Source organism: Caballeronia pedi (assembly GCF_001544915.2).
Lineage (GTDB): Bacteria > Pseudomonadota > Gammaproteobacteria > Burkholderiales > Burkholderiaceae > Caballeronia > Caballeronia pedi.
On the sequence record NZ_FCOE02000001.1, the window covers coordinates 170077 to 193609 of the forward strand.

The following is a 23533-nucleotide window of genomic DNA, read 5'->3' on the forward strand; positions in this document are numbered from 1 at the left end:
ATGGACTGTGTGTTTTGCCGTGAAGACGGCGGCGAGGTGCTGTGGTCGGACGACGCGTTGCGCGTCGTCCTCGCCGACGAGCCCGACTGGCCGGGCCTGTGCCGCGTGATCTGGGGTGCGCACGTCGCCGAAATGTCCGATTTGCCGGATGGCGACCGCGCGCGCGTGATGACCGCCGTCAACGGCGTCGAACGCGCGATGCGCCGCGTGCTCGTGCCGGAGAAGATCAACCTGGCGAGCCTCGGCAATCAGGTGCCGCACGTCCACTGGCATGTCATTCCACGCTTTTCCAACGATTCCCGCTTTCCTCTGCCGATCTGGGCGCCGCGCCAGCGCACCGTGTCGGAATCGCAGCTTTCGAAGCGCCGCGCCCAGGCCACGCTCTTGCGCGAACAGGTGCGCAACGAGCTGAACCAGGCGTTCGGCCATCAATAAGGCAAGACCATGAGCGGACTCACATCCACGACGCCGATTCCCACCGGCGTCGTCGTGCATTCGAAATCCCGGGTGCTCGAATTGCAGTACGGCGACGAATCGTTTCGCGTGCCCTTCGAGCTGTTGCGCGTGTACTCGCCTTCCGCCGAAGTGCAGGGCCACGGACCGGGTCAGGAAACGCTGCAGACCGGCAAGCGCGAGGTGACGATCATCGGCATCGAACCGGTCGGGCATTACGCGCTGCAACTGAATTTTTCAGACGGCCACAATACCGGCATCTATTCGTGGGACATCCTCCACGACCTGGCGACGCGTCAGGACGCGCTGTGGCGCGAGTATCTGGCGAAGCTGGAAGCCGCTGGCGCGGACCGCGACGCGCCGATGGCCGTCAAGTCATCCGGCGGGCATTGCCACTGAACATCAAGGCTGCGGCATAACGCCGCACAGCCGGCGCGACGATTGCGCAGCATAGAACGAACAACAGGCGAGGAAAAAGCGCGATGAGCAAGACCCACTTCGGATATGAAACGGTCGAAGAGCAGGACAAGGCGAAGAAAGTGGCGGGCGTGTTCCATTCCGTCGCGAGCAACTACGACTTGATGAACGACCTGATGTCCGGCGGACTGCATCGGATCTGGAAGCACTTCACGATCGGGCAGGCCAAGGTGCGGCCGGGATACAAGGTGCTCGATCTCGCCGGCGGCACGGGCGATCTGGCGATGGCCTTTGCCAAGCAGGCGGGCGAGACGGGCGAAGTCTGGCACACGGACATCAACGAATCGATGCTGCGCGTGGGGCGCGACCGGCTGGTCGACAAGGGCGTGCTGACGCCCGCGCTGCTGTGCGACGCCGAGAAGATTCCGTTCCCAGACAATTATTTCAATATCGTTACAGTTGCTTTCGGTTTGCGTAATATGACGCACAAGGATCGTGCGTTGGCCGAAATGCAGCGCGTGATCAAGCCGGGCGGCCGCCTGCTCGTGCTGGAATTCTCGAAAGTGTGGGAACCGCTCAAAAAGCCGTACGATATCTACAGTTTCAAGATTTTGCCGTGGCTTGGCGAAAAAGTGGCCAAAGATGCGGACAGCTACCGGTACCTGGCTGAGTCCATCCGCATGCACCCGGACCAGGAAACTTTAAAAACAATGATGGAACAAGCGGGCCTGGATCGAGTCGAATATTACAATTTGTCAGGTGGCGTGGTAGCGTTACACGTCGGGACCAAATTTTAGTGTTCCACTCTTAAAGGATTCGATATGTTCGATTCGCGCAAACCCCAATCCCGGGGTTTCCTGAACATCTTCTTCAGGAAGGCCGGAATCTTGGCGCTGGCTGGCGTTATTGCGGCTGGCGCAATCTTCGCGGAAACGGCGGAAGCCAAGCGCATGGGCGGCGGTCGCAGCATGGGCCGGCAGTCGGCCACGGCGACGCAGCAGCATCAGGCCACGCCGCCGTCGCAGCCACAGTCGATGCAGGGCCAGCCGGGACAAGCGGCGCAGGCTCAGCGCGCACAACCCGCACCGGGCGCCCCGGCCGCGGCGCAACCCGCGCGCAACCGCTGGCTCGGACCGATCGCCGGTCTCGCCGCGGGTCTGGGCATCGCGGCGCTGCTGTCGCACTTCGGGCTCGGTGAAGCATTCGCCGGCGCGATGGCCAACATGATCATGATCGCGTTGATCGTGCTGGCGGCCGTCATGCTGTTCCGCTTCATCATGCGTAAGCGTCAGGGCAACAACGCGAACACGCCCGCGTACGCCGGCGCGGGCTCGAATTCGGGTTCGCCGTACGGCGCTACCGCGCGCACGAGTCTGAATCAGGACCCGCCGCAGGTGCCGCAGCAGCCGACCGGTTTCGGTGCGAACTATATCGAGTCGTCGGCGCCTCAACAGGCCGTGAACGTGAACGTGCCCGCCGGCTTCGACACCGATGCCTTCGTGCGTAACGCCAAGGTCTACTTCGTGCGTCTGCAGGACGCGTGGGATCGCGGCAACGTCAACGACATCCGCGAATTCACGACGCCGGAAATGTTCGCCGAAGTGAAACTGGACGTCGACGCCCGCGGCAGCGCGCCGAATCGCACGGACGTGGTGCAACTCAACGCCGATGTGCTCGGCGTCGACGATCGCCCGACCGAGTATCTCGCGAGCGTGCGCTTCCACGGCCTGATCCGCGAGTCGGAAGGCGCGGCGGCGGAACCGTTCGTCGAGGTGTGGAACCTGTCGAAGCAGAAGGCGGGCAACGAAGGCTGGCTGCTGGCGGGGATTCAGCAGGTCAGTTGAGCGTGGCCGCGCGCCGGCAACCGTCAGTGTGATCATCGGTTGCGGCGGTAGAATAGAAACCCGCGCGAGCGTCTCGCGCGGGTTTTTTCATCTCATAGCCGATGACCAACGCAGACGAATCCGCCCGTCACGCAGCAAATCCCGCCTTGAAGACCGCATCCAGTGGGTTTGCGGCCGCCGTGAATCATCTGCTCGCGCGCGAGCCGTGGGCGCGTGAACGCGTCAAACCCTACGCGGGCAAGCGCGTCAAGCTTGCAGGCACGCCGGTTTCGATCGCGCTCGTGGTCCAGCCGGACGGCCTGTTCGCCGCGACCACCGAAGCAGAGGCGGGCGCGTTCGACGTGACGATCTCCGTGCCGCTCGACGCCGTGCCCGCGTTCGTGCAAGGCGGCCAGGCGGCGGTGATGAAGCACGTTCGCATCGAAGGCGACGCCGAATTCGCGCAGACGCTCGCGAAACTCGCCGAACATCTGCGCTGGGACCCGGAAGAAGATCTCGCGCGCGTGATCGGCGACGCGCCCGCGCATCGCGTCGGTCTCATCGCGCGCGCCGTGCAGGAGCAGGCGCAGCGCACCGGACGGAATCTGCTGGACACGTTCACCGAATATTTTCTCGACGAGCGCCCGCAACTCGTGCGCAAGAGCGCGCTCGAAGCATTCAACGCCGAGCTGTCGAAAACGCGCGATGCGCTCGCGCGCGTCGAGAAGCGCATCGAAAGAATCGAACAAAGCAGCGGACACATCACCCAACCATCACGACCGGGTAGCGGCGCTTCAGCGCGAACCGGCGGCGAGTCCGTGCGCGACTCGCACGAATAACGAGCTGAAGCGAATCCGAACCATGCGTTTTCTGCGTTTCCTCAAGATTTTCTTCACGATCGTCCGCTTCGGGCTCGATGAACTCGTCATGAGCGGCATCGACGATCGCCGTGTGCGCTTTCTCATGCGCATCACGACGTTCGGCCGCAAGTTCAACATCGAGCGCGGCATCCGGCTGCGCCTCGCGCTGGAAAGCCTCGGGCCGATCTTCGTGAAGTTCGGCCAGGTGCTGTCGACGCGGCGCGACCTGTTGCCTGTCGATATCGCCGATGAACTCGCGAAGCTTCAGGACCGCGTTCCACCGTTCGATTCGACGGTGGCCGTGGGGCTCATCGAAAAGTCGCTCGGCGCGCCCATCGACGAATTGTTCGACGAATTCGAGCGCGTCCCGGTGGCGAGCGCGTCGATCGCGCAGGTGCATTTCGCGAAGATCAGGAACGGCGAGCACGCGGGCAAACCGGTCGCGGTGAAGGTGTTGCGGCCGGGCATGCTGCCGGTGATCGACTCCGACCTCGCGCTGCTGCGCGATATCGCGATCTGGGCCGAGCGGCTGTGGGCGGACGGCCGGCGTCTGAAGCCGCGCGAAGTGGTCGCCGAATTCGACAAATATCTGCACGACGAACTCGACCTCATGCGCGAGGCCGCCAACGGCAGCCAGTTGCGCCGCAACTTTCAGGGCCTCGATCTGCTGCTCGTGCCGGAGATGTACTGGGATCTGTCCGCGCCGACAGTGCTCGTCATGGAGCGCATGGTCGGCGTGCCGATCAGTCAGGTGGAGACGCTGCGCGCGGCGGGCGTCGATATTCCGAAGCTGGCGCGCGAAGGCGTCGAGATTTTCTTCACGCAGGTGTTCCGCGACGGCTTCTTTCATGCCGACATGCATCCCGGCAACATCCAGGTGAGTCTCGATCCTGCCACCTTCGGGCGTTACATCGCGCTGGATTTCGGCATCGTCGGCGCGCTCTCGGACTTCGACAAGAACTATCTCGCGCAGAACTTCCTCGCGTTCTTCAAGCGCGACTATCACCGCGTCGCGACGCTGCACCTGGAATCCGGCTGGGTGCCGCCGAGCACGCGCGTCGAGGAACTGGAAAGCTCGATTCGCGCGGTCTGCGAGCCGTATTTCGATCGCGCGCTGAAAGACATCTCGCTCGGACAGGTTCTGATGCGCCTCTTTTCGACGTCGCGCCGCTTCAATGTCGAAATTCAGCCGCAGCTCGTGCTGTTGCAGAAGACGATGCTCAACGTCGAGGGACTCGGGCGCTCGCTCGATCCGGAGCTCGATCTGTGGAAAACGGCCAAGCCGTATCTCGAGCGCTGGATGAACGAGCAGATCGGCTGGCGCGGCTGGTACGAGCGCCTGCAGATGGAAGCGCCGCAGTGGAGCAAGACCATTCCGCAACTGCCGCGGCTGATTCACCATATTCTGGCCCAGCATCACGACGCGCCCAAGAGCGGCAGCGACGAACTCATGCGCCTGCTGATCGTCGAGCAGAAGCGGACCAACCGCCTGCTCGTGACGCTGCTCGTCGCGGGTCTCGTCGCGATTGTGGGCGCGGGCGTCGTGGTCGCGCAGATGTGGCTCGGCCATCCGTGAGGGCGACATCATGAGCGATCCGACGAATCCAGACGTTCCCAGCTTCGAAAATCGCGACCCGAATTCGCCCGGATTCTGGGACGAGCGCTTCGACCAGCGCTTCACGCCGTGGGATCAGGCCGGCGTGCCCGAAACGTTCAAGCACTTCGTTGCAGCGCGGAGCGCGCAGAACGTGCTGATTCCCGGCTGCGGCAGCGCGTACGAAGCGCTTTATCTGGCCGAGCGCGGCTGGCCGGTGCGTGCGATCGATTTCGCGGCGAGCGCGGTTGCGGCGGCGCGCGCGCAACTGGGCGCGCATGCGGGCATCGTCGAAGAGGCGGATTTTTTCGCCTACGCCCCACCTTTCCCGCTCGACTGGATCTACGAGCGCGCGTTTCTCTGCGCGTTGCCGAAAGACCGCTGGCAGGACTATGCCGACCGGATGGCGGCGCTCCTGAAGCCCGGGGCGTTGCTCGCGGGCTTCTATTTCATCGGATCGACGCCGAAAGGGCCGCCGTTCGGCATCGAGCGTGGCGAACTTGACGCGCTGCTGCTGTCGCACTTCGAACTGATCGAAGACCGCGAGGTGAACGGCTCCATTCCGGTATTCGCTGGCCGCGAGCGCTGGTTGACCTGGCGGCGAATCTGAGCGCACCGGCTTGAAAAACGCCTGCCGCGCCCCCAAATACAGTGGGATCAATTCTGCGTCCGCAATCCCGAGAATCGCGGGTGAATATTGGTTTGCGGCTATAATTCAAGGCTTTGCAAGCGTCGACAGATCATTGTAGGAAGAGTGCCATGCCGATTTACGCGTACCGCTGCGCACACTGCGGCCACGAAAAAGACGTGCTTCAGAAATTGAGCGATGCGCCGCTCACGCAATGTCCTGCCTGCGGAAAGGACACTTTTTCGAAGCAGGTGACCGCCGCCGGATTCCAGTTGAAGGGATCGGGCTGGTATGTCACCGATTTCCGCAGCGGTAACAACGGCTCGAAGGGCGGCGCGGCGAACGCGTCGGCGGCGAAATCGGACGACGCCGCCGCGGCTGGCGCCAGCAGCTCGAATTCGAGCGATAGCGCGACGCCGGCCAATACGTCATCGTCGGAAACCGCCAAGCCCGCGACGGGCGCGTCCGCATCGTCGGACGCAGCCTGAAGCGCCGGGCGTCGAATCCGCCTCACCCAGGTCGCGCAGACGATCTCGCCGACCGCGCCCGGAACCGGGCGCGGCTCGCCTGCCAAGCCGAATCTCCAAAGACTACGAGAGCCGGCGCAGCCTTCTCTCCGTGTAAATGACGACGAAAAAGACTACGCTGAAATCCGTGTTCCTCACCGGCCTGCTCGTGCTGGTGCCGCTCGCCATCACGCTCTGGGTGCTGGGGCTCGTGATCGGCACGATGGACCAGACGCTGCTCCTGCTGCCGCAGTCGTGGCAGCCCGAGCGCGTCGTCGGCTTTCATCTGCCTGGCGTGGGCGCGGTGCTGACGCTCGCGTTCATTTTCATCGTCGGGCTGTTGACGCAGAACTTCGTCGGCCAGAAGCTCGTGAAATGGTGGGACGCGATCCTGCGTCACATTCCAGTGGTCGGACCGCTGTACACGAGCGTGAAGCAAGTGTCGGACACGCTGCTCTCATCGAGCGGCAATGCGTTTCGCAAGGCGCTGCTGATCGAATATCCGCGCAAGGGCTCGTACACCATCGGTTTTCTGACGGGTATTCCGGGCGGCGACGTGCTCAATCACCTCGACGAAGACCACGTGAGCGTCTATGTGCCGACGACGCCGAACCCGACATCCGGCTTCTTCCTGATGATGCCGAAAAGCGAAGTCGTCGAACTGGACATGACCGTCGACGCCGCACTGAAGTACATCGTCTCGATGGGCGTGGTGGCTCCCGCGCCGAGCGCGCCGGCACCGGTTGCGCCCGCCCGCCGCCCCACCGAGCCGCCGATGTAATGCCGGCCGCGCGAGCCGAGCGTCAGCCGCAGGAAGAGCATGACCCGAACGCGCGAGCCGTTGATTAACGAACAACGAAAGACACAACATCATGTCGATGCGATCTGAATACTGCGGTCTGGTGACCGAGGCCCGCCTGGGCGAAACCGTCTCGCTGTGCGGCTGGGTGCAGCGCCGCCGCGATCACGGCGGCGTTATCTTCATCGACCTGCGCGATCGCGAGGGCATCGTCCAGGTGGTCTGCGACCCGGACCGCGCCGAAATGTTCAAGGTGGCCGAAGGCGTGCGCAACGAGTTCTGCGTGCGCGTGCAGGGCGTCGTGCGCAACCGTCCTGAAGGCACCGTCAACGCCAATCTGACGAGCGGCAAGATCGAAGTGCTGTGCCATGAGCTGACCGTGCTGAACGCGTCGGTCACGCCGCCGTTCCAGCTCGACGACGACAACCTCTCGGAAACCACGCGCCTCACGCATCGCGTGCTCGACCTGCGCCGCCCGCAGATGCAGAAGAACCTGCGCCTGCGCTATCGCGTCGCGATGGAAGTGCGCAAGTATCTCGACGCGCAAGGCTTCATCGACATCGAAACGCCGATGCTGACCAAGAGCACGCCGGAAGGCGCGCGCGATTACCTGGTGCCGTCGCGCGTGAACGCGGGCCAGTTCTTCGCGCTGCCGCAGTCGCCGCAGCTCTTCAAGCAGTTGCTGATGGTCGCGAACTTCGACCGTTACTACCAGATCACCAAGTGCTTCCGCGACGAAGACCTGCGCGCCGACCGTCAGCCGGAATTCACGCAGATCGACTGCGAAACCTCGTTCCTCACGGAGCAGGAAATCCGCGATCTGTTCGAAAACATGATCCGCCACGTCTTCAAGGAGACGATGGATGTCGCGCTGCCGGAAAAATTCCCGGTCATGCTGTATTCGGAAGCGATGCGCCGCTTCGGTTCGGACAAGCCCGACCTGCGCGTGAAGCTCGAATTCGCCGATCTCACGGATGCCGTGAAGGACGTCGACTTCAAGGTGTTCAGCATGCCGGCGAACTCGAAGGACGGCCGAGTCGCTGCGCTGCGCGTGCCGAAGGGCAGCGAACTCTCGCGCGGGGATATCGACGGTTACACGGAGTTCGTGCGCATCTACGGCGCGAAGGGTCTCGCGTGGATCAAGATCAACGACAAGACCCGTGGCCGCGACGGTCTGCAAAGCCCGATCGTCAAGAACCTGCATGACGCGGCGCTCGCGGCGATCATGGAGCGCACGCAGGCGCAAGACGGCGACATCATCTTCTTCGCGGCCGACCGCGCGAAGGTCGTGAACGACAGCCTCGGCGCGCTGCGTCTGAAGATCGGCCATTCGGAATTCGGCCGCGCGAACAACCTGATCGAAACCGGCTGGAAGCCGCTGTGGGTCATCGACTTCCCGATGTTCGAGTACGACGAGGAAGAGAACCGCCACGTGGCCGCGCATCACCCGTTCACGAGCCCGAAGGACGAGCATCTCGAATACCTCGAAACCGATCCGGGCCGTTGCCTCGCGAAGGCGTACGACATGGTGCTGAACGGCTGGGAAATCGGCGGCGGCTCGGTGCGTATCTTCCAGGAAGACGTGCAGAGCAAGGTGTTCCGCGCGCTGAAGATCGGCGCGGAAGAAGCGCGCCTGAAGTTCGGCTTCCTGCTCGACGCGCTGCAGTACGGCGCGCCGCCGCACGGCGGCATCGCGTTCGGTCTCGATCGCATCGTCACGCTGATGTCCGGCGCCGACTCGATCCGCGACACCATCGCGTTCCCGAAGACGCAGCGCGCGCAGGATCTGCTCACGCAGGCGCCGAGCGAAGTGGACGAGCGCCAGTTGCGCGAGTTGCACATCCGTCTGCGTCAGCCGGAGCAGAAGGCGCACTAAGCAGCTTTCGTTGTCGATGTGATGAAAAAGGCGCCGGGTGCGCCTTTTTCATTTTTTGCGTTACAGTCTTCGGGCATCGACACACAATGAAACGCGCGTACACAAAGATATGCAGAAGCCGCCGAAAATCCCCGAATCCGTGCTGGTCGTCATTCATACACCGGACCTCGATGTGCTCATCATCGAGCGCGCGGATCACAAGGGCTTCTGGCAATCGGTGACGGGTTCGAAAGATCACATCGACGAGCCAATCTGCGAAACCGCCGCGCGCGAGGTGCAGGAAGAGACGGGCATCGTGATCGGCAGTGCGCTCATTCCGGAGCGCGCGCTGCTCGACTGGCATCACAGCATTCAATACGAGATTTATCCGCAATGGCGGCATCGCTACGCGGAGGGCATCACACGCAACACCGAGCATCAGTTCAGCCTGCTCGTGCCGCATTGCCTCGAAGTGACGCTCGCGCCGCGCGAGCACACGGCGCATCGGTGGCTGCCGTTTCGCGAGGCAGCGGACCAGTGCTTCTCGTGGTCGAACCGGGAAGCGATCCTGCAATTGCCGGAGCGCCTCGCGGCGCATAACCGATGATCGGACTGCGTCCGCGGCGCAGTTTCAAGCGGCTGCGTCAGGCGCTGTTCTCGGGCCGCCGGCCGCTGCGACTGTGCTTCACGGTCGGCAACCAGGTGCGGCTCTTCAAGGGCGGCGTGCAGTTCTTTCCGGCCTTGATCGAGCGCATCGACGAGGCGCGCAAGTCGGTGTCGCTCGAAACCTACATCTTCGCCAACGACGACATCGGCCGCGCCGTCTCCGATGCCCTCGTGCGTGCGGCCGAGCGCGGCGTCATGGTGCGCGTGATCACCGATGGCATCGGCACCGAAAGCAATCTGCCGATGTTCAAACTCTGGCAGGAGCGCGGCGTCGAGCATCGCATTTACAACCCGCATCTGCTGTTCGGGCCGCTCGGCTTTTCGCGCACGCATCGCAAGCTGGCGCTGATCGACGAGACCTACGCGTTTTGCGGCGGCATCAATATCGTCGATGACTACGAGCAGAACGGCGCGCGCCTCGAACGGCCGCGCTGGGACTTCGCGATGGAGGCGCAAGGCCCCGTCGTCAAGGACGAGCGCGAAGCGTTCGATCTGCAATGGCAGCGCATCCGTCTCGGCGTGAAGCCGCGCCAGCCGACGCAACCAGCCTGCGAGGCGCAGGAAAGCGAGCGCGCTCCGGGCCGCTGGAACGCCCGCCGCGCCATGCAGGCGCGCAGGCGCGCGCGGCTCGGCGAGATTCACGCGGTCGATCAGCCGTGCGTCGCGTTCATCGCGCGCGACAACCTGCTCAATCGCCGCGCGATCGAGAAGGCGTATCTGCGAGCCATCGCGCATGCCGAGAGCGAAGTGCTGCTGGCGAATCCGTACTTCATGCCGGGGCGCAAGCTGAGGCGCGCACTCGTGCGCGCGGCCGAACGGGGGGTGCGCGTGTCGCTCGTCATCGGCCGCAAGGAATTCGTCGCGCTCGATTATGCAACGCCGTTTCTCTACGGCAACCTGCTCAAGCACGGCGTGCGCATCGCCGAATACGAGAAGACGATGCTCCACGGCAAGGTCGCGGTCGTGGATGCGGACTGGGCGACCATCGGCTCATCGAATCTCGACGCGCTCTCGCTCGTGCTCAACAACGAGGCCAACATGGTCCTCGTCAATCATCCCGAAATCGCCGGATTGCACGACGCCATTCTCCAGGCGTTCGACGAAGGCCGCCCAATCGACGAAAAACATTATGCGTCGCGACCCATGACGGAGCGGACGCTTAATTGGCTGGCCTATAACACATACCGTCTGATGATGAAGATGATCACCATTGGTCAGTACGATTAATGGGCCAATTTTCAGTGACTGCGCAAAAATAATTGCCGATCGGCAACAATAGATAAAAAATCCCAGTTCCTGAGAACTCGGGCAGTCACTTACAGGCAGTCCGTACATAAAACGCGACAATGGGCGCGGACAATGTTGAGATTTATCCTATAGACATTCTCCTGGTGTTTTAGAAACGCGGGTCTAAAAATTTGCTTGTTTCATCAGAGTTCGGCCACAATAATAGAACGGCCGTTCGATTTTACGGGTCACATAAGAACGGTAGGGACATCATGCGAAAAGGCGAACAGACGCGGGCCGCGATTCTCGACGCAGCGCTGGAACTGGCGAGTCGGGACGGGCTGGAAGGGCTGACGATCGGCCTGCTGGCCGAGCGGATGCAAATGAGCAAGAGCGGTGTGTTTGCGCATTTCGGGTCGCGCGAGGATTTGCAGGTGGAAGTGGTGCGCGAGTACCACCGGCGCTTCGAGGACGAAGTGTTCTTCCCGAGCCTGCGCGAGGCGCGCGGTCTGCCGCGATTGCGCGCGATGATGAATCGCTGGATGGAGAAACGCATCCAGGAAGTGACCACGGGTTGTATCTACATCAGCGGCGCGGTCGAGTACGACGACCGCGCCGCGAGCGCTGTGCGCGAGCAGCTCGTGCACAGCGTGAGCATGTGGCGGGAAGCGCTGTTGCGCGCGATTCGCCAGTCGAAGGACGAAGGGCATCTGAAGCCGGAGACGGACCCGCATCTGATGCTTTTCGAGCTGTACAGCTTTACGCTCGGCCTGCATCACGACGCGCGCTTCCTGCATCTGCCGGAGGCGGTGCAACTGACGCGGGACGCGCTGGAGAAGACGATCGTGTCGTACCAGACGTCGAATGCAAGCGCCCCGGCGGGCGTGCCGCAGCCGCCGCCGAATGCGACGACGAACCTGACTTCGCAACCAACCGACAGCCGTTAGCGGCGCCGTTCGAATCGAGAAGGTGGTTCGGCGGCGCGCAACCAGAAGCTTGAAGAAACTGGAGAGACTCATGGGACAGTACGCCGCCCCCCTTCGCGACATGCAATTCGTGCTGCACGAACTGCTGAACGTCGAAGCTGAATTGAAGAGCATGCCGAAGCATGCCGACCTCGACGCCGACACCATCAATCAGGTGCTCGAGGAAGCCGGCAAGTTCTGCTCCGAGGTCGTGTTCCCGCTCAACCAGAGCGGCGACCGCGAAGGCTGCACATACGAGGGCGATGGCGTCGTGAAGACGCCCGCCGGCTTCAAGGACGCTTACCGCCAGTACATCGACGCCGGCTGGCCCGCGCTCGGCTGCGATCCCGAGTACGGCGGCCAGGGCTTGCCCGCGTTCGTGAACAACGCGCTCTACGAAATGCTCAACTCGGCGAACCAGGCCTGGACGATGTATCCGGGTCTTTCGCACGGCGCATACGAATGCCTGCACGCGCACGGCACGCCGGAGCAGAAGTCCACGTATCTCTCGAAACTCGTGTCGGGCGAGTGGACCGGCACGATGTGCCTTACCGAACCGCATTGCGGAACGGACCTCGGCATTTTGCGCACGAAGGCGGAGCCGAATCCGGACGGCTCGTTCGCGCTCACCGGCACGAAGATCTTCATCTCGAGCGGCGAGCACGACATGGCCGAGAACATCGTTCATCTGGTGCTCGCGCGTCTGCCGGGCGCGCCGATGGGCACGAAGGGCATTTCGCTCTTCATCGTGCCGAAGTACGTGCCCGATGCGAGCGGCGCGATCGGCGCGCGCAACGACATCAAGTGCGGTTCGATCGAGCACAAGATGGGCATTCACGGCAACGCGACCTGCGTGATGAATCTCGACGGCGCGAAGGGCTGGCTCGTCGGCGAGGCGAACAAGGGCTTGAACGCGATGTTCGTGATGATGAACGCGGCGCGTCTGGGCGTCGGCATGCAGGGGCTCGGACTCACCGAAGTCGCGTATCAGAACTCGCTCGTGTATGCGAAGGAGCGTCTGCAGATGCGCGCGCTCACCGGCCCGAAGGCGCCGGAAAAGGCGGCTGACCCGATCATCGTGCATCCGGACGTGCGCCGCATGCTGCTCACGCAGAAGGCCTATGCCGAAGCGGGCCGCGCGTTCACGTATTGGGCGGCGCTCAATATCGACAAGGAGCTTTCGCACGAAGACGAATCAGCGCGTCGCGAGGCCGCGGATTTTGTCGCGCTGCTCACGCCGGTCATCAAGGCCTTCCTGACCGACAACGCGTTCGAAGGCACCAACATGGCGATGCAGATCTATGGCGGTCATGGCTTCATTTCCGAATGGGGCATGGAGCAGTACGTCCGCGATGCGCGCATCAACATGATCTACGAGGGCACGAATTCCATTCAGGCGCTCGATTTGCTCGGCCGCAAGATTCTCGGCGACATGGGCGCGAAGCTGAAGCGCTTCGGCAAGCTGGTTTCCGATTTCGTCGAGCAGGAAGGCGTGAAGCCGGAGATGCAGGAGTTCATCAATCCGCTCGCGGATATCGGCGAGAAGGTGCAGAAGCTCACGATGGAGATCGGCATGAAGGCCATGCAGAATCCCGATGAAGTGGGCGCGGCCGCCGTGCCGTATCTGCGTACCGTCGGCCATCTCGTGTACTCGTACTTCTGGGCGCGCATGGCGCGTGTCGCGCTTGATCATGCCGGCTCCGGCGACGCCTTCTACAAGGCCAAGCTCGCCACCGCGCGTTTCTATTTCGCCAAGCTTCTGCCGGAAACGGCTTCGACCATCCGCGCCGCGCGCGCCGGCGCGAAGCCGATGATGGACTACGACGAAGCGCTGTTCTGATCGCGTTCGCCCGATGCGCCGCGCTTCCCTGAAACGGAAGCGGCGTTCCCGCACACATTCTCATCCAGAAGCAATCCCGGAGGCTAACCCGTGAGCACCCTCAACATTCGCAAAGTCGCCGTGCTCGGCGCAGGCGTGATGGGCGCGCAGATCGCCGCGCATCTGATCAACGCCCGCGTGCCCGTGCTGCTGTTCGATCTTCCGGCCAAGGACGGCCCGAAGAACGGCATCGCGCTGAAGGCCATCGAGAATCTGAAGAAGCTGTCGCCCGCGCCTTTCGGCGTGAAGGACGACGCGCAGTACATCGAGCCCGCGAACTACGACGACGACATCGCGAAGCTCGCCGAATGCGATCTCGTGATCGAAGCCATCGCCGAGCGCATGGACTGGAAGCACGATCTCTACAAGAAAGTGTCGCCGCATCTCGCGCCGCACGCGATCTTCGCAAGCAACACATCGGGTCTCTCGATCACGGAACTGTCGAACGGCTTCTCCGATGAACTCAAATCGCGCTTCTGCGGCGTGCACTTCTTCAATCCGCCGCGCTACATGCATCTGGTCGAACTGATTCCGACCGCATCCACGAAGCCCGAGATCCTCGACCAACTCGAAACCTTCCTGACGAGCGTGATCGGCAAGGGCGTCGTGCGCGCGAAAGATACGCCGAACTTCATCGCGAACCGCGTCGGCGTGTTTTCGATTCTCGCGGTGATCGCCGAGGCGGAGAAGTTCGGCCTGCGCTTCGACGAAGTGGACGACCTCACCGGCGCGCGCCTCGGCCGCGCGAAGTCCGCGACGTTCCGCACGGCGGATGTCGTCGGCCTCGATACGATGGCGCACGTCATCAAGACGATGCAGGACAACCTGCCTGACGATCCGTTCTTCTCCGTCTACAAGACGCCGCCCGTGCTCGAAGCCTTGGTGAAGGCAGGCGCGCTCGGCCAGAAAACCGGCGCGGGCTTCTATCGCAAGGAAGGAAAGGCGATCAAGGTGCTCGATGCGAAGACGGCGCAGTACGTCGACGGCGGCGCGAAGGCCGAGGAACTCATCGGCCGGATTCTGAAGCGTCCGCCCGCCGAGCGCTTCAAGCTGCTGCGCGAAACGGACAACAAGCAGGCGCAATTCCTGTGGGCGATCTTCCGCGACGTGTTCCATTACATCGCCGTGCATCTCGAATCGATCGCCGACAACGCGCGCGATGTCGATCTCGCGATCCGCTGGGGCTTCGGCTGGAACCAGGGGCCGTTCGAAAGCTGGCAGGCGGCGGGCTGGCAGCAAGTCGCGAAGTGGGTGCAGGAAGATATCGATGCGGGCAAGGCGCTCTCGAACGCGCCGCTGCCCGCGTGGGTGCTCGACGGCACCGTCGCCGAAAAGAACGGCGTGCACACGAACGAAGGCTCGTGGTCGCCGAAGTCGAAGCGCTTCGAGCCGCGCTCGACGCTGCCCGTCTATGAGAAGCAGGTGTTCCGCGCGCCGCTCGTCGGTGAGACGGGCGCCGATCCGAAGACCTACGGCAAGACGCTGTTCGAAACCGAAAACGTGCGCGCGTGGCTCGACGACGATCAGGGCGACATCGTGATCGTCTCGTTCAAGACGAAGCTGAACACCATCGGCCCGGGCGTGATCGACGGTCTCACGCAAGCCATCGAACTGGCCGAGAAGGAATATCGTGGCGTCGTCATCTGGCAGCCGACTTCGCTGCAACTCGGCGCGCCGGGCGGTCCGTTCTCGGCGGGCGCCAATCTCGAGGAAGCGATGCCCGCGTTCATGATGGGCGGCGCGAAAGGCATCGAGCCGTTCGTGAAGAAGTTCCAGCAAGGCATGCTGCGCGTGAAGTACGCGAACGTGCCGGTGGTGTCGGCGGTTTCGGGCATCGCGCTGGGCGGCGGCTGCGAACTGCTGCTGCAATCGGCGAAGCGCGTCGCGCATATCGAAAGCTATATCGGTCTCGTGGAAGTGGGCGTCGGGCTCGTGCCGGCGGGCGGCGGTCTGAAGGAGGCTGCGTTGCGCGCGGCGGAAGCCGCGAGCGCCGTCAATGCGACGAGCGATCTGCTCAAGTTCCTGCAGAAGCCGTTCGAGAACGCGGCGATGGCGAAAGTCTCGTCGTCCGCATTGGATGCCCGCGCGATGGGCTATCTGAAGCCGTCCGACACGATCGTCTTCAACGTGCACGAGTTGCTCGACATCGCGAAGAAGGAAGCGCGTGCGTTGAGCGCGTCGGGCTATCGGCCGCCGTTGCGCGTGAAGCAGGTGCCGGTCGCGGGCCGCTCGGCGATCTCGACGATCAAGGCGTCGCTCGTCAACATGCGCGACGGGCGCTTCATCAGCGACCACGACTATCTGATCGCGAGCCGCATCGCGGAAGCGGTGTGCGGCGGCGATGTCGAAGCGGGCAGCCTCGTCGACGAGGAATGGCTGCTGGCGCTGGAGCGCCGCGCGTTCGTCGAACTGCTGGGCACGCAAAAGACGCAGGAGCGGATCATGGGCATGTTGCAGACCGGCAAGCCGGTTCGTAACTAATCGCGGAGCAAGCAATGAGCAAACAACTTCAAGACGCATACATCGTCGCCGCGAGCCGCACGCCGATCGGCAAGGCGCCGCGCGGCGTGTTCAAGAACACGCGCCCGGACGAACTGCTCGTCCACGCGATCAGATCGGTCGTCGCGCAGGTGCCGGGACTCGATACCAGCGTGATCGAAGACGCGATCGTCGGCTGTGCGATCCCCGAAGCCGAGCAAGGGCTGAATGTCGCGCGCATGGGCGCGTTGCTGTCGGGCCTGCCGAACACGGTCGGCGGCGTGACGGTGAACCGCTTCTGCGCATCCGGCCTGACCGCGCTCGCGATGGCGGCGGACCGCATTCGCGTCGGCGAAGCGGATGCGATGATCGCGGGCGGCTGCGAATCGATGAGCATGGTGCCGATGATGGGCAACAAGCCGTCGCTGTCGCCGCATATCTTCGATCGCAATGAGGATGTCGGCATCGCATATGGCATGGGCCTGACGGCGGAAAGGGTCGCGGAACGCTGGAAGGTGAGCCGCGAGGCGCAGGACGCGTTCGCAGTGGAGTCGCATCGGCGCGCGCTGGCGGCGCAGCAGGCAGGCGAATTCGCCGGAGAAATCGCCGCGTACACGCTCAACGAGCGCTTTCCGGATCTCGAATCCGGCGAAGTGCGCGTGAATGCCCGCGAGATCGCGCTCGACGAAGGCCCGCGCGAAACGACGCTGGAAGGGCTGGCGAAGCTGCGTCCCGTGTTCGCCAACAAAGGCTCGGTCACGGCGGGCAACAGCTCGCAGACGTCGGACGGCGCGGGCGCGCTGATCGTCGTGTCGGAAAAAATCCTGAAGCAGTTCAACCTGACGCCGCTCGCGCGCTTCGTGAGCTTCGCGGTGCGCGGCGTGCCGCCGGAAATCATGGGCATCGGGCCGAAGGAAGCGATTCCGGCCGCGCTGAAGGCGGCGGGGCTGAAGCAGGACGACATCGACTGGTTCGAACTGAACGAAGCCTTCGCGGCGCAGGCGCTGGCGGTGATCGGCGATCTCGGTCTCGATGCGTCGAAGGTCAATCCGCTCGGCGGCGCGATCGCGCTCGGTCATCCGCTCGGCGCGACCGGCGCGATCCGCGCATCGACGGTCGTGCACGGCTTGCGCCGGCGCAACCTGAAGTACGGCATGGTGACGATGTGCGTCGGCACCGGCATGGGCGCGGCGGGCATCATCGAGCGGCTTTGATGGCGGATGGTCCGCGAGTGTCATCGCTCGCGGACCGACTTGAAGGAGACAGCGGATGGAGATTCAGATCGAACGCGCGGACGGCGTGCTGAGCATCGTGCTCAATCGTCCGGAGAAGAAGAACGCGATCACCGCGCCGATGTATCAGGAAATGGCCGACGGCCTCTACGAAGCCGAGATGGACCCGACCGTGCGGGCGGTGCTGATTCGCGGCAACGGCAGCACGTTCAGCGCGGGCAACGATCTCGACGACTTCCTGAACGATCCGCCCAAGGGACTCGACGCGCCCGTGTTCCAGTTCCTGCGTCGCATCAGCGCGTTTCCGAAGCCGATCGTGGCGGCGGTCGCGGGCGCGGCGGTGGGCATCGGCACGACCATGCTCCTGCACTGCGACATGGTCTACGCGAGTCCGAACGCGAAGTTCTCGTTGCCGTTCGCGCAGTTGGGTTTGTGTCCGGAAGCGGCGTCGAGTCTGTTGCTGCCGCGCACGGCGGGTTATCAGCGCGCGGCGGAAAAGCTCCTGCTCGGCGAAGCCTTCGACGTGAACGAAGCGATCGGCATGGGCTTCGTGAATGGCGCGATCGAGGCGAGCGAACTGGATGCGTACGCGTTCGACAAGGCGAAGCGGCTGGCGATGCTGCCGGCGTCGTCCTTGCGCGTGACCAAGGCGCTGATGAAAGGCGCGCAGACGCATGAAGTGGCCGCGCGCATGGAAGGCGAAGCCGCACACTTCTCGCGGATGCTGATCTCGCCCGAAGCGCGCGAAGCGTTTCAGGCGTTCTTCGAGAAGCGCAAGCCGAACTTCGGCCAGTTCGAATAAGCGGCGTCAGTCGACGTCGTATTCGACGAAGCCGTTCTCGCGCGCGAAGCTGACGAGCCGCAGGCCCGCCTGCTTCGCGATCGCGATGGCGAGCGAGGTCGGCGCGGAAATGGTCGCGACCATCGGCACGCCGACGCGCGCCGACTTGCGCACGAGTTCATAGCTCGCGCGGCTCGACAGAAACACGAAGCCTTGCGTCGTGTCCTCGCGACGCAAAACCAGGTGGCCGATGAGCTTGTCGAGCGCGTTATGCCGTCCGACGTCCTCGAACGCGTAGCGCACCGCACCGGTTTCATCGCACCAGGCGGCGGCGTGCAGGCCGCCGGTCAGCTTCGTGAGATGCTGATGCGCGGGTAGTTCGCGCGCGGCGCGCTCGATCGCGTCGGGCGCGAGGCGCGCGAGAAAGCCGGTATCCGGCACGCGCTCGGCCTGAAGATCGAGCAACTCGATGCTTTCGATGCCGCACACGCCGCAGCCCGTGCGCCCGGCGAGCGCGCGGCGCTTGTCCTTCAGCGACGCGAACGCCTGCTGCACGACTTGCAGATGCACTTCGGCATGCGGCAGCGCGACGCCGTCATCGCGAAAGTAGACTTCGATATCGTGAATATCGCTGCCGCGCTCGACGATGCCTTCGCTCAGCGAAAAGCCCACGGCGAACGCTTCGAGATCGCGCGGCGTGCACATCATCACCGCGTGCGAGATGCCGTTGAAAACCAGCGCGACGGGCCATTCCTGGCCGATGTTGTCCGCGGTGACCGCGCTATCGTTGTTACGATGCCTGCGCACTTGCCGCTCGACGTAGCCGGGTTGGTCGTCGGTTTCGAGTTGATCCACTTCAATGCTCCTGACCGCTCACTTCGAGTAAAGTCGGGTATGTGATTTGCTGCCTATCGTTGCTGTTCGTACGTATCGCGAGGCGAACAGCGGCTAGATTGCAATGGTTCCAGCCAGATTCAAGGCCCTACAATAACTTAAGCAGGCGATGCGCGTCGCGCACCCCCGCTCAATCCAACGAGGCTTCGCTATGGGACTTTACGACGCCGCGCGTCTGTTCGGATTCGAAGTGGAATCCTCTGACAATCTTCGTTTCATTCCGCTTGCCGTGCGCTTCAATCTGGATCGCTTCGGCATGCGCATCACGCTCGATCAATGGCAGGCGCTTCCCTACGACGATCGCGCGTTGCTCGCGCGTTTCCCCGTCGAGGACGATGCCGAACTCGAGAAGAACTTCGACCTCGCGCTCGAAGAGATGATGAAGACTCACGTGAATGCCGCGCCCGAGCAGATCGAGCGCGAGCGCGATCCCGTCTGGATGCACGCGGATGCGGTGCCGGAAACCGTCATCCGGCAGAGCAGCCTCTCGGGCGTCAGCGCGCCGAGCCTCGATCGCTGGGGCGCGCTCGACCGCTTCCAGCGCTACGCGCTTGCAAAGTTGTCGCGCAACACGGACAAGGTCAATCACGATTTCCTGCCCGCGATGAAAGAATTCGGCCTCGTCGAGTGAGGCCGAAGTGCGCACACCGGGTCGCAAACGTTAAGCGCGCGCTTTAATCAGATTATTTGCGGGCAAGCCCTAAATGTAGGGCGAGCGGTGCCGTTATTGGGCGTTATCCATCAATCGCGACGTGGACGCATTTCACGCCGCGCATTCGCGTGGATGCGCATCGGCAAGGTGCGCATCCGGCGCGCACCAAAGGATTCAGCCCGCCGCTCATGACTCGATTCCTCTCCAGAGGTTTGCTCGTCAATATCGCCGTGGTACTGGCCGCGCTTGGCGCGAACGCGTTCGTCGCCTGCGAGCAGATCGGCGGACGGCGCGACAGCGACGCGCGCACGCTGCGCTCGATGAGCCTCTTGCGCGATCTCGCGGCGTATCGCGGCACGCTCGGCGAATCGCTCACGCAACTGAGCCGTTTCGAAGCCACCGGCATCGCCGAAACCGACGCGCGTCATCAGGAACGCGAGGCGCATCTCGACGCGCTCGAAAGCGGCCTGCGCGCGCAGATCGTGATGGAGCCCGGCATGACGGGCGCTTTCGAAGCGCTCGCCGCGCGCGCCGCCGAAATGCGCCACGACGCCAATCTCGCATTCGAGCGCGCGAAGCACGCCGATCCCACCGGTCCCGCCGAATCCCGCGCGTGGGCCGACGCCGCCTTCGTCACGCTCGGCGAAGGTCAGCAGGCGGTCGATGAAGAACTCGCCGCCGTGCGCTCGCGCATCGATACCGCGACGATCGACGCGCTCGATCAGTCCGCGCAGACATCGAGCGGCGCGATGCTGCTGCTCGTCTTCACGATGCTCGCCGGCAGCGCCGTGCTGATCTGGCTGTTCGCGAGCCACGAGCGGCAATCGCGCGAGAAGCTCGGCGTCGTGCGCGCGAGGCAGCGCAGCAACGAACGCTTTCGCGGCATGTTCGAGGCGCATCCGGTGCCGATGTGGATCGTCGATCGCGAGACGATGCGCTTCATCGCCGTGAATCAGGCCGCGATCGAGCACTTCGGCTTCAACGAGCCGGAGTTCATGAACATGACACTGCGCGACCTGCATCACGCGGACGACTTCGACAGCTTCGTCGCGCGGCTCGCGCGCAGCGGCGGCGAGACGGGCGAGCGTGCGGCATCGGGGCAGGGCGCGGTGGGCGTGTGGCGCTATCGCGGCAAGGACGGATCGATCGTCAGCGCGGATGTGTCACATCACGCGCTCACCTATTCGAACCGTCCCGGCATCTTCATGCTGGCCAACGACGTGACCGATCGCATCAACGCCGAAGCCGAGGCGCGCCGGTCGAACGAAATGCTCGAAGCGGTCATCGACAACATTCCGCAGCGCGTGTTCTGGAAAGACCGCGACTTGCGTTATCTCGGCTGCAACAACGCGTTTGCGCGCGACGCGGGCCTGGCATACAACGAGCAGGTCATCGGCAAGACGGATTTCGAGCTGCCGTGGAGCGCGCTTGCGGACGTCGTGCGCGCGGACGACGAAGAGGTCATCGTCACGACGGTGCCGAAGATGCATTTCGAGCGCGACATCGTGATGGGCGAGCAACTGCGCACCGTGGTCACGAGCAAGCTGCCGCTGCTCGACGGCGAAGGGCAGACGATCGGCGTGCTCGGTTCGTATCACGACGTCACCGACCGCAAGCGCGCCGAACTCGCGCTGCGTCTGCAAAGCCGCGCACTCGACGCGAGCGTGAACGCGATCCTGATCACGGGCGTGGTCGATGGCGCGAACGTGATCGAGTACGCGAATCCGGCGTTCAAGCGCATCACGGGCTACGACCCGAGCGAAGTGATCGGGCAGGACTGCCGCTTCCTGCACGGCCCCGACGGCGATCAGGACGGCCTCACCGCGATTCGCCGCGCGCTCGCCACGAATCTGGAGGCGAGCGTCGTGGTGCGCAACTATCGCAAGGACGGCGCGCTCTTCTGGAACCAGCTTTTCGTCGCGCCGGTGCCGAATGCGCAGGGCATGACGACGCATCACATCGGCATCATCAACGACGTGACCGACCTGATGCGCTATCAGGAAGAGCTCGAATATCAGGCGAACTACGACACGCTCACGCGCCTGCCGAACCGCAATCTGCTGCGCGACCGCCTGCAGCACGCGATCGAGACGGCGCGGCGGCGCGAGACGAAGATCGCCGTGGTGTTCATGGATCTCGATGGCTTCAAGAACGTCAACGACAGCCTCGGACACAGCGTCGGCGACCGGCTGCTCGCGGTGATCGCGGAGCGGCTCGCGCGCTCGGCGCGTTCGAGCGATACGGTGGCGCGTCACGGCGGCGACGAGTTCGTGGTCGTGCTGCCCGATCTCACCGACGAAGCCGGTCTCATCGCCTGGATGGAGCGCACGCGCGCGGCGATCTCGGAGCCGGTGTGGCTCGACGATACGGAGTTGTACGTCGGCTGCAGCATGGGCGCGAGTCTCTTTCCGCAAGACGGCGACGACGCCGAAACCGTGATGAAGAAGGCCGATCTCGCGATGTACCGCGCGAAGGACATGGGCCGCAACACGTATCAGTTCTATCAGCCGGAGATGAACGCGAGCGTCGGCGCGCGCATGAACCTCGAACGCCGTTTGCGGCGCGCGCTGCGCGATGGCGAATTCCTGCTGCACTATCAGCCGCAGGTGGATATGACGACGCGCTCGATCGTCGGCATCGAGGCGCTCGTGCGCTGGAGCGATCCGGAGCAGGGGCTGGTGTCGCCGGCGTCGTTCATTCCGGTGGCGGAGGAAAGCGGCCTGATCGGGCCGCTGTCGGAATGGGTGTTGCGCGAGGCGTGCCGGCAGAACAAGGCGTGGCAGGATGCCGGGCTGCCGCCGGCGCGCGTGTCGGTGAATCTGTCGGCGCGGCATTTCCAGCAGCGCGACATCGCGCGGCTCGTGACGTCGGTGCTCGAAGAGACCGGGCTGGAACCGCGCTATCTCGAACTCGAACTCACCGAAAGCGCGATCATGCGCAATGCCGAGGAAGCCATCACGATGCTTTCGGAGCTATCGGCGCTGGGCATCGGCATCGCGATCGACGACTTCGGCACCGGTTATTCGAGCCTGTCGTATCTCAAGCGCTTCCCGGTGCATCGGCTGAAGATCGATCGCTCGTTCGTCGCGGACATCGGCTCGTCGGGCGACGACGAAACCATCACGGCGGCGATCATCGCGCTCGCGCATTCGCTGGAATTGCAGGTGATCGCGGAGGGCGTCGAAACGCACGCGCAGCACGATTTCCTGCGCGAGCGCGATTGCGACGAAATGCAGGGCTATCTGTTCTCGCGCCCGATGCCGCACGAAGCGATTCCGGGCCTCTTGCAGCAGGGTGTGTTGCCCCACTGATTGCGCGTCAGTCGAGCGACGGCAGCACGCGCGGACGGCGATCGCGGTCGGTCGCGACGTAGGTGAGCGTCGCTTCCGTCACCTTGACGACTTCTTCGGCGAGGCTCAGGCGCTGCGCCCACACCTCGACGGAAACCGTGACGGACGTATTGCCCGTCTTGACGATATCGGCGTAGAAGCTCAGCAGGTCGCCAACGAATACCGGATGCTTGAACAGGAACGAATTCACCGCGACGGTCGCGACGCGGCCGTTCGCGCGTCGGCTCGCCGGAATGGAGCCGGCGATGTCCACCTGCGCCATGATCCATCCGCCGAAGACGTCGCCGTGGACGTTGGCGTCGGCGGGCTGCGGAACGACGCGCAGCGCGACGTGCTTTTCGGGAAGACTCGATTGGTCGGCCATGGGAGAGATTCCGGTTTGCAAGGCGGCGGGAAGGCCGGTGGCCGCGAGCGGCCACTTGAACCTTCTGCGACAATGCCTATTTATGGATGACCCCGTGGCGCGAGGCAATG

General features: G+C 63.8%; 21 protein-coding genes. 19 read left to right on the forward strand and 2 right to left on the reverse strand.

Translation table 11 applies throughout. From position 1 onward, the window contains the following. The 17 genes from AWB80_RS00840 to AWB80_RS00920 all read left to right on the forward strand — a co-directional run bounded on the left by AWB80_RS00840 (position 1) and on the right by AWB80_RS00920 (position 18184). Positions 1-435 (forward strand): HIT family protein, encoded by a 435-nt coding sequence (locus AWB80_RS00840; protein WP_061172750.1) that lies wholly within the window; start codon positions 1-3, stop codon positions 433-435. A gap of 9 nt (positions 436-444) precedes the next feature. Continuing rightward, positions 445-852 carry a gamma-butyrobetaine hydroxylase family protein gene (locus AWB80_RS00845; protein WP_061172751.1) on the forward strand — a complete coding sequence of 136 codons (408 nt, stop codon included), beginning with the start codon at positions 445-447 and terminating at the stop codon, positions 850-852. A gap of 83 nt (positions 853-935) precedes the next feature. Next, positions 936-1667: a bifunctional demethylmenaquinone methyltransferase/2-methoxy-6-polyprenyl-1,4-benzoquinol methylase UbiE gene (gene ubiE / locus AWB80_RS00850; protein ID WP_061172752.1), complete on the forward strand. Its 732-nt coding sequence runs from the start codon at positions 936-938 to the stop codon at positions 1665-1667. A 24-nt stretch (positions 1668-1691) separates the two neighbouring features. Next, positions 1692-2714: a Tim44 domain-containing protein gene (locus AWB80_RS00855; RefSeq protein WP_061172753.1), complete on the forward strand. Its 1023-nt coding sequence runs from the start codon at positions 1692-1694 to the stop codon at positions 2712-2714. A 146-nt stretch (positions 2715-2860) separates the two neighbouring features. Further along, positions 2861-3532, forward strand: coding sequence for a ubiquinone biosynthesis accessory factor UbiJ (locus AWB80_RS00860; protein WP_087130912.1), 672 nt, complete (start codon positions 2861-2863; stop codon positions 3530-3532). Between the two features lie 22 nt (positions 3533-3554). Next, a complete protein-coding gene (gene ubiB / locus AWB80_RS00865; protein WP_061172755.1) occupies positions 3555-5129 on the forward strand; it encodes a ubiquinone biosynthesis regulatory protein kinase UbiB in 1575 nt (524 codons plus the stop codon). 10 nt (positions 5130-5139) lie between these two features. Further along, positions 5140-5757: a methyltransferase domain-containing protein gene (locus AWB80_RS00870; RefSeq protein ID WP_061172756.1), complete on the forward strand. Its 618-nt coding sequence runs from the start codon at positions 5140-5142 to the stop codon at positions 5755-5757. A 149-nt stretch (positions 5758-5906) separates the two neighbouring features. Then, positions 5907-6263 (forward strand): FmdB family zinc ribbon protein, encoded by a 357-nt coding sequence (locus AWB80_RS00875; protein ID WP_087130876.1) that lies wholly within the window; start codon positions 5907-5909, stop codon positions 6261-6263. A 136-nt stretch (positions 6264-6399) separates the two neighbouring features. Further along, the gene (locus tag AWB80_RS00880) at positions 6400-7062 is read left to right on the forward strand and encodes a DUF502 domain-containing protein (RefSeq protein WP_061172758.1); all 663 of its coding nucleotides are present in this window, start codon (positions 6400-6402) and stop codon (positions 7060-7062) included. A gap of 91 nt (positions 7063-7153) precedes the next feature. Next, positions 7154-8956, forward strand: a complete 1803-nt coding sequence (gene aspS / locus AWB80_RS00885) for an aspartate--tRNA ligase (protein WP_061172759.1) — start codon at positions 7154-7156, stop codon at positions 8954-8956. Between the two features lie 109 nt (positions 8957-9065). Further along, positions 9066-9542 carry a dihydroneopterin triphosphate diphosphatase gene (gene nudB, locus AWB80_RS00890; RefSeq protein ID WP_061172760.1) on the forward strand — a complete coding sequence of 159 codons (477 nt, stop codon included), beginning with the start codon at positions 9066-9068 and terminating at the stop codon, positions 9540-9542. Continuing rightward, the gene (locus AWB80_RS00895) at positions 9542-10828 is read left to right on the forward strand and encodes a phospholipase D-like domain-containing protein (protein ID WP_425266829.1); all 1287 of its coding nucleotides are present in this window, start codon (positions 9542-9544) and stop codon (positions 10826-10828) included. Before nudB ends, AWB80_RS00895 begins: the two co-directional genes overlap by 1 nt. A 272-nt stretch (positions 10829-11100) precedes the next feature. Then, positions 11101-11775 carry a TetR/AcrR family transcriptional regulator gene (locus AWB80_RS00900; RefSeq protein WP_061172762.1) on the forward strand — a complete coding sequence of 225 codons (675 nt, stop codon included), beginning with the start codon at positions 11101-11103 and terminating at the stop codon, positions 11773-11775. A gap of 70 nt (positions 11776-11845) precedes the next feature. Continuing rightward, on the forward strand, positions 11846-13633 hold the full coding sequence (locus AWB80_RS00905; protein ID WP_061173072.1) for an acyl-CoA dehydrogenase C-terminal domain-containing protein: 1788 nt from the start codon (positions 11846-11848) through the stop codon (positions 13631-13633). 90 nt (positions 13634-13723) lie between these two features. Next, entirely contained in the window at positions 13724-16153 is a 2430-nt protein-coding gene (locus AWB80_RS00910) for a 3-hydroxyacyl-CoA dehydrogenase/enoyl-CoA hydratase family protein (RefSeq protein ID WP_061172763.1), read from the forward strand. A 14-nt stretch (positions 16154-16167) separates the two neighbouring features. Continuing rightward, complete coding sequence (locus AWB80_RS00915; protein WP_061172764.1) at positions 16168-17364, forward strand: acetyl-CoA C-acyltransferase; 1197 nt, start codon at positions 16168-16170, stop codon at positions 17362-17364. A gap of 55 nt (positions 17365-17419) precedes the next feature. After that, the gene (locus tag AWB80_RS00920) at positions 17420-18184 is read left to right on the forward strand and encodes an enoyl-CoA hydratase (RefSeq protein ID WP_061172765.1); all 765 of its coding nucleotides are present in this window, start codon (positions 17420-17422) and stop codon (positions 18182-18184) included. Between the two features lie 6 nt (positions 18185-18190). On the opposite strand, the gene fdhD is transcribed toward AWB80_RS00920, so the two are convergent. Further along, positions 18191-19018, reverse strand: coding sequence for a formate dehydrogenase accessory sulfurtransferase FdhD (fdhD, locus tag AWB80_RS00925; protein WP_061172766.1), 828 nt, complete (start codon positions 19016-19018; stop codon positions 18191-18193). Between the two features lie 190 nt (positions 19019-19208). On the opposite strand from fdhD, the gene AWB80_RS00930 reads away from it, so the two are divergent. Both AWB80_RS00930 and AWB80_RS00935 read left to right on the forward strand, forming a co-directional pair. Continuing rightward, positions 19209-19688, forward strand: a complete 480-nt coding sequence (locus AWB80_RS00930) for a nitrate reductase associated protein (protein ID WP_061172767.1) — start codon at positions 19209-19211, stop codon at positions 19686-19688. A gap of 209 nt (positions 19689-19897) precedes the next feature. Continuing rightward, positions 19898-23020: a sensor domain-containing protein gene (locus tag AWB80_RS00935; RefSeq protein WP_061173073.1), complete on the forward strand. Its 3123-nt coding sequence runs from the start codon at positions 19898-19900 to the stop codon at positions 23018-23020. A gap of 7 nt (positions 23021-23027) precedes the next feature. Here AWB80_RS00935 and AWB80_RS00940 read toward each other — a convergent pair whose 3' ends face one another. Beyond that, positions 23028-23423, reverse strand: a complete 396-nt coding sequence (locus AWB80_RS00940) for an acyl-CoA thioesterase (protein ID WP_061172768.1) — start codon at positions 23421-23423, stop codon at positions 23028-23030. Between the last annotated feature and the right edge of the window lie 110 nt (positions 23424-23533).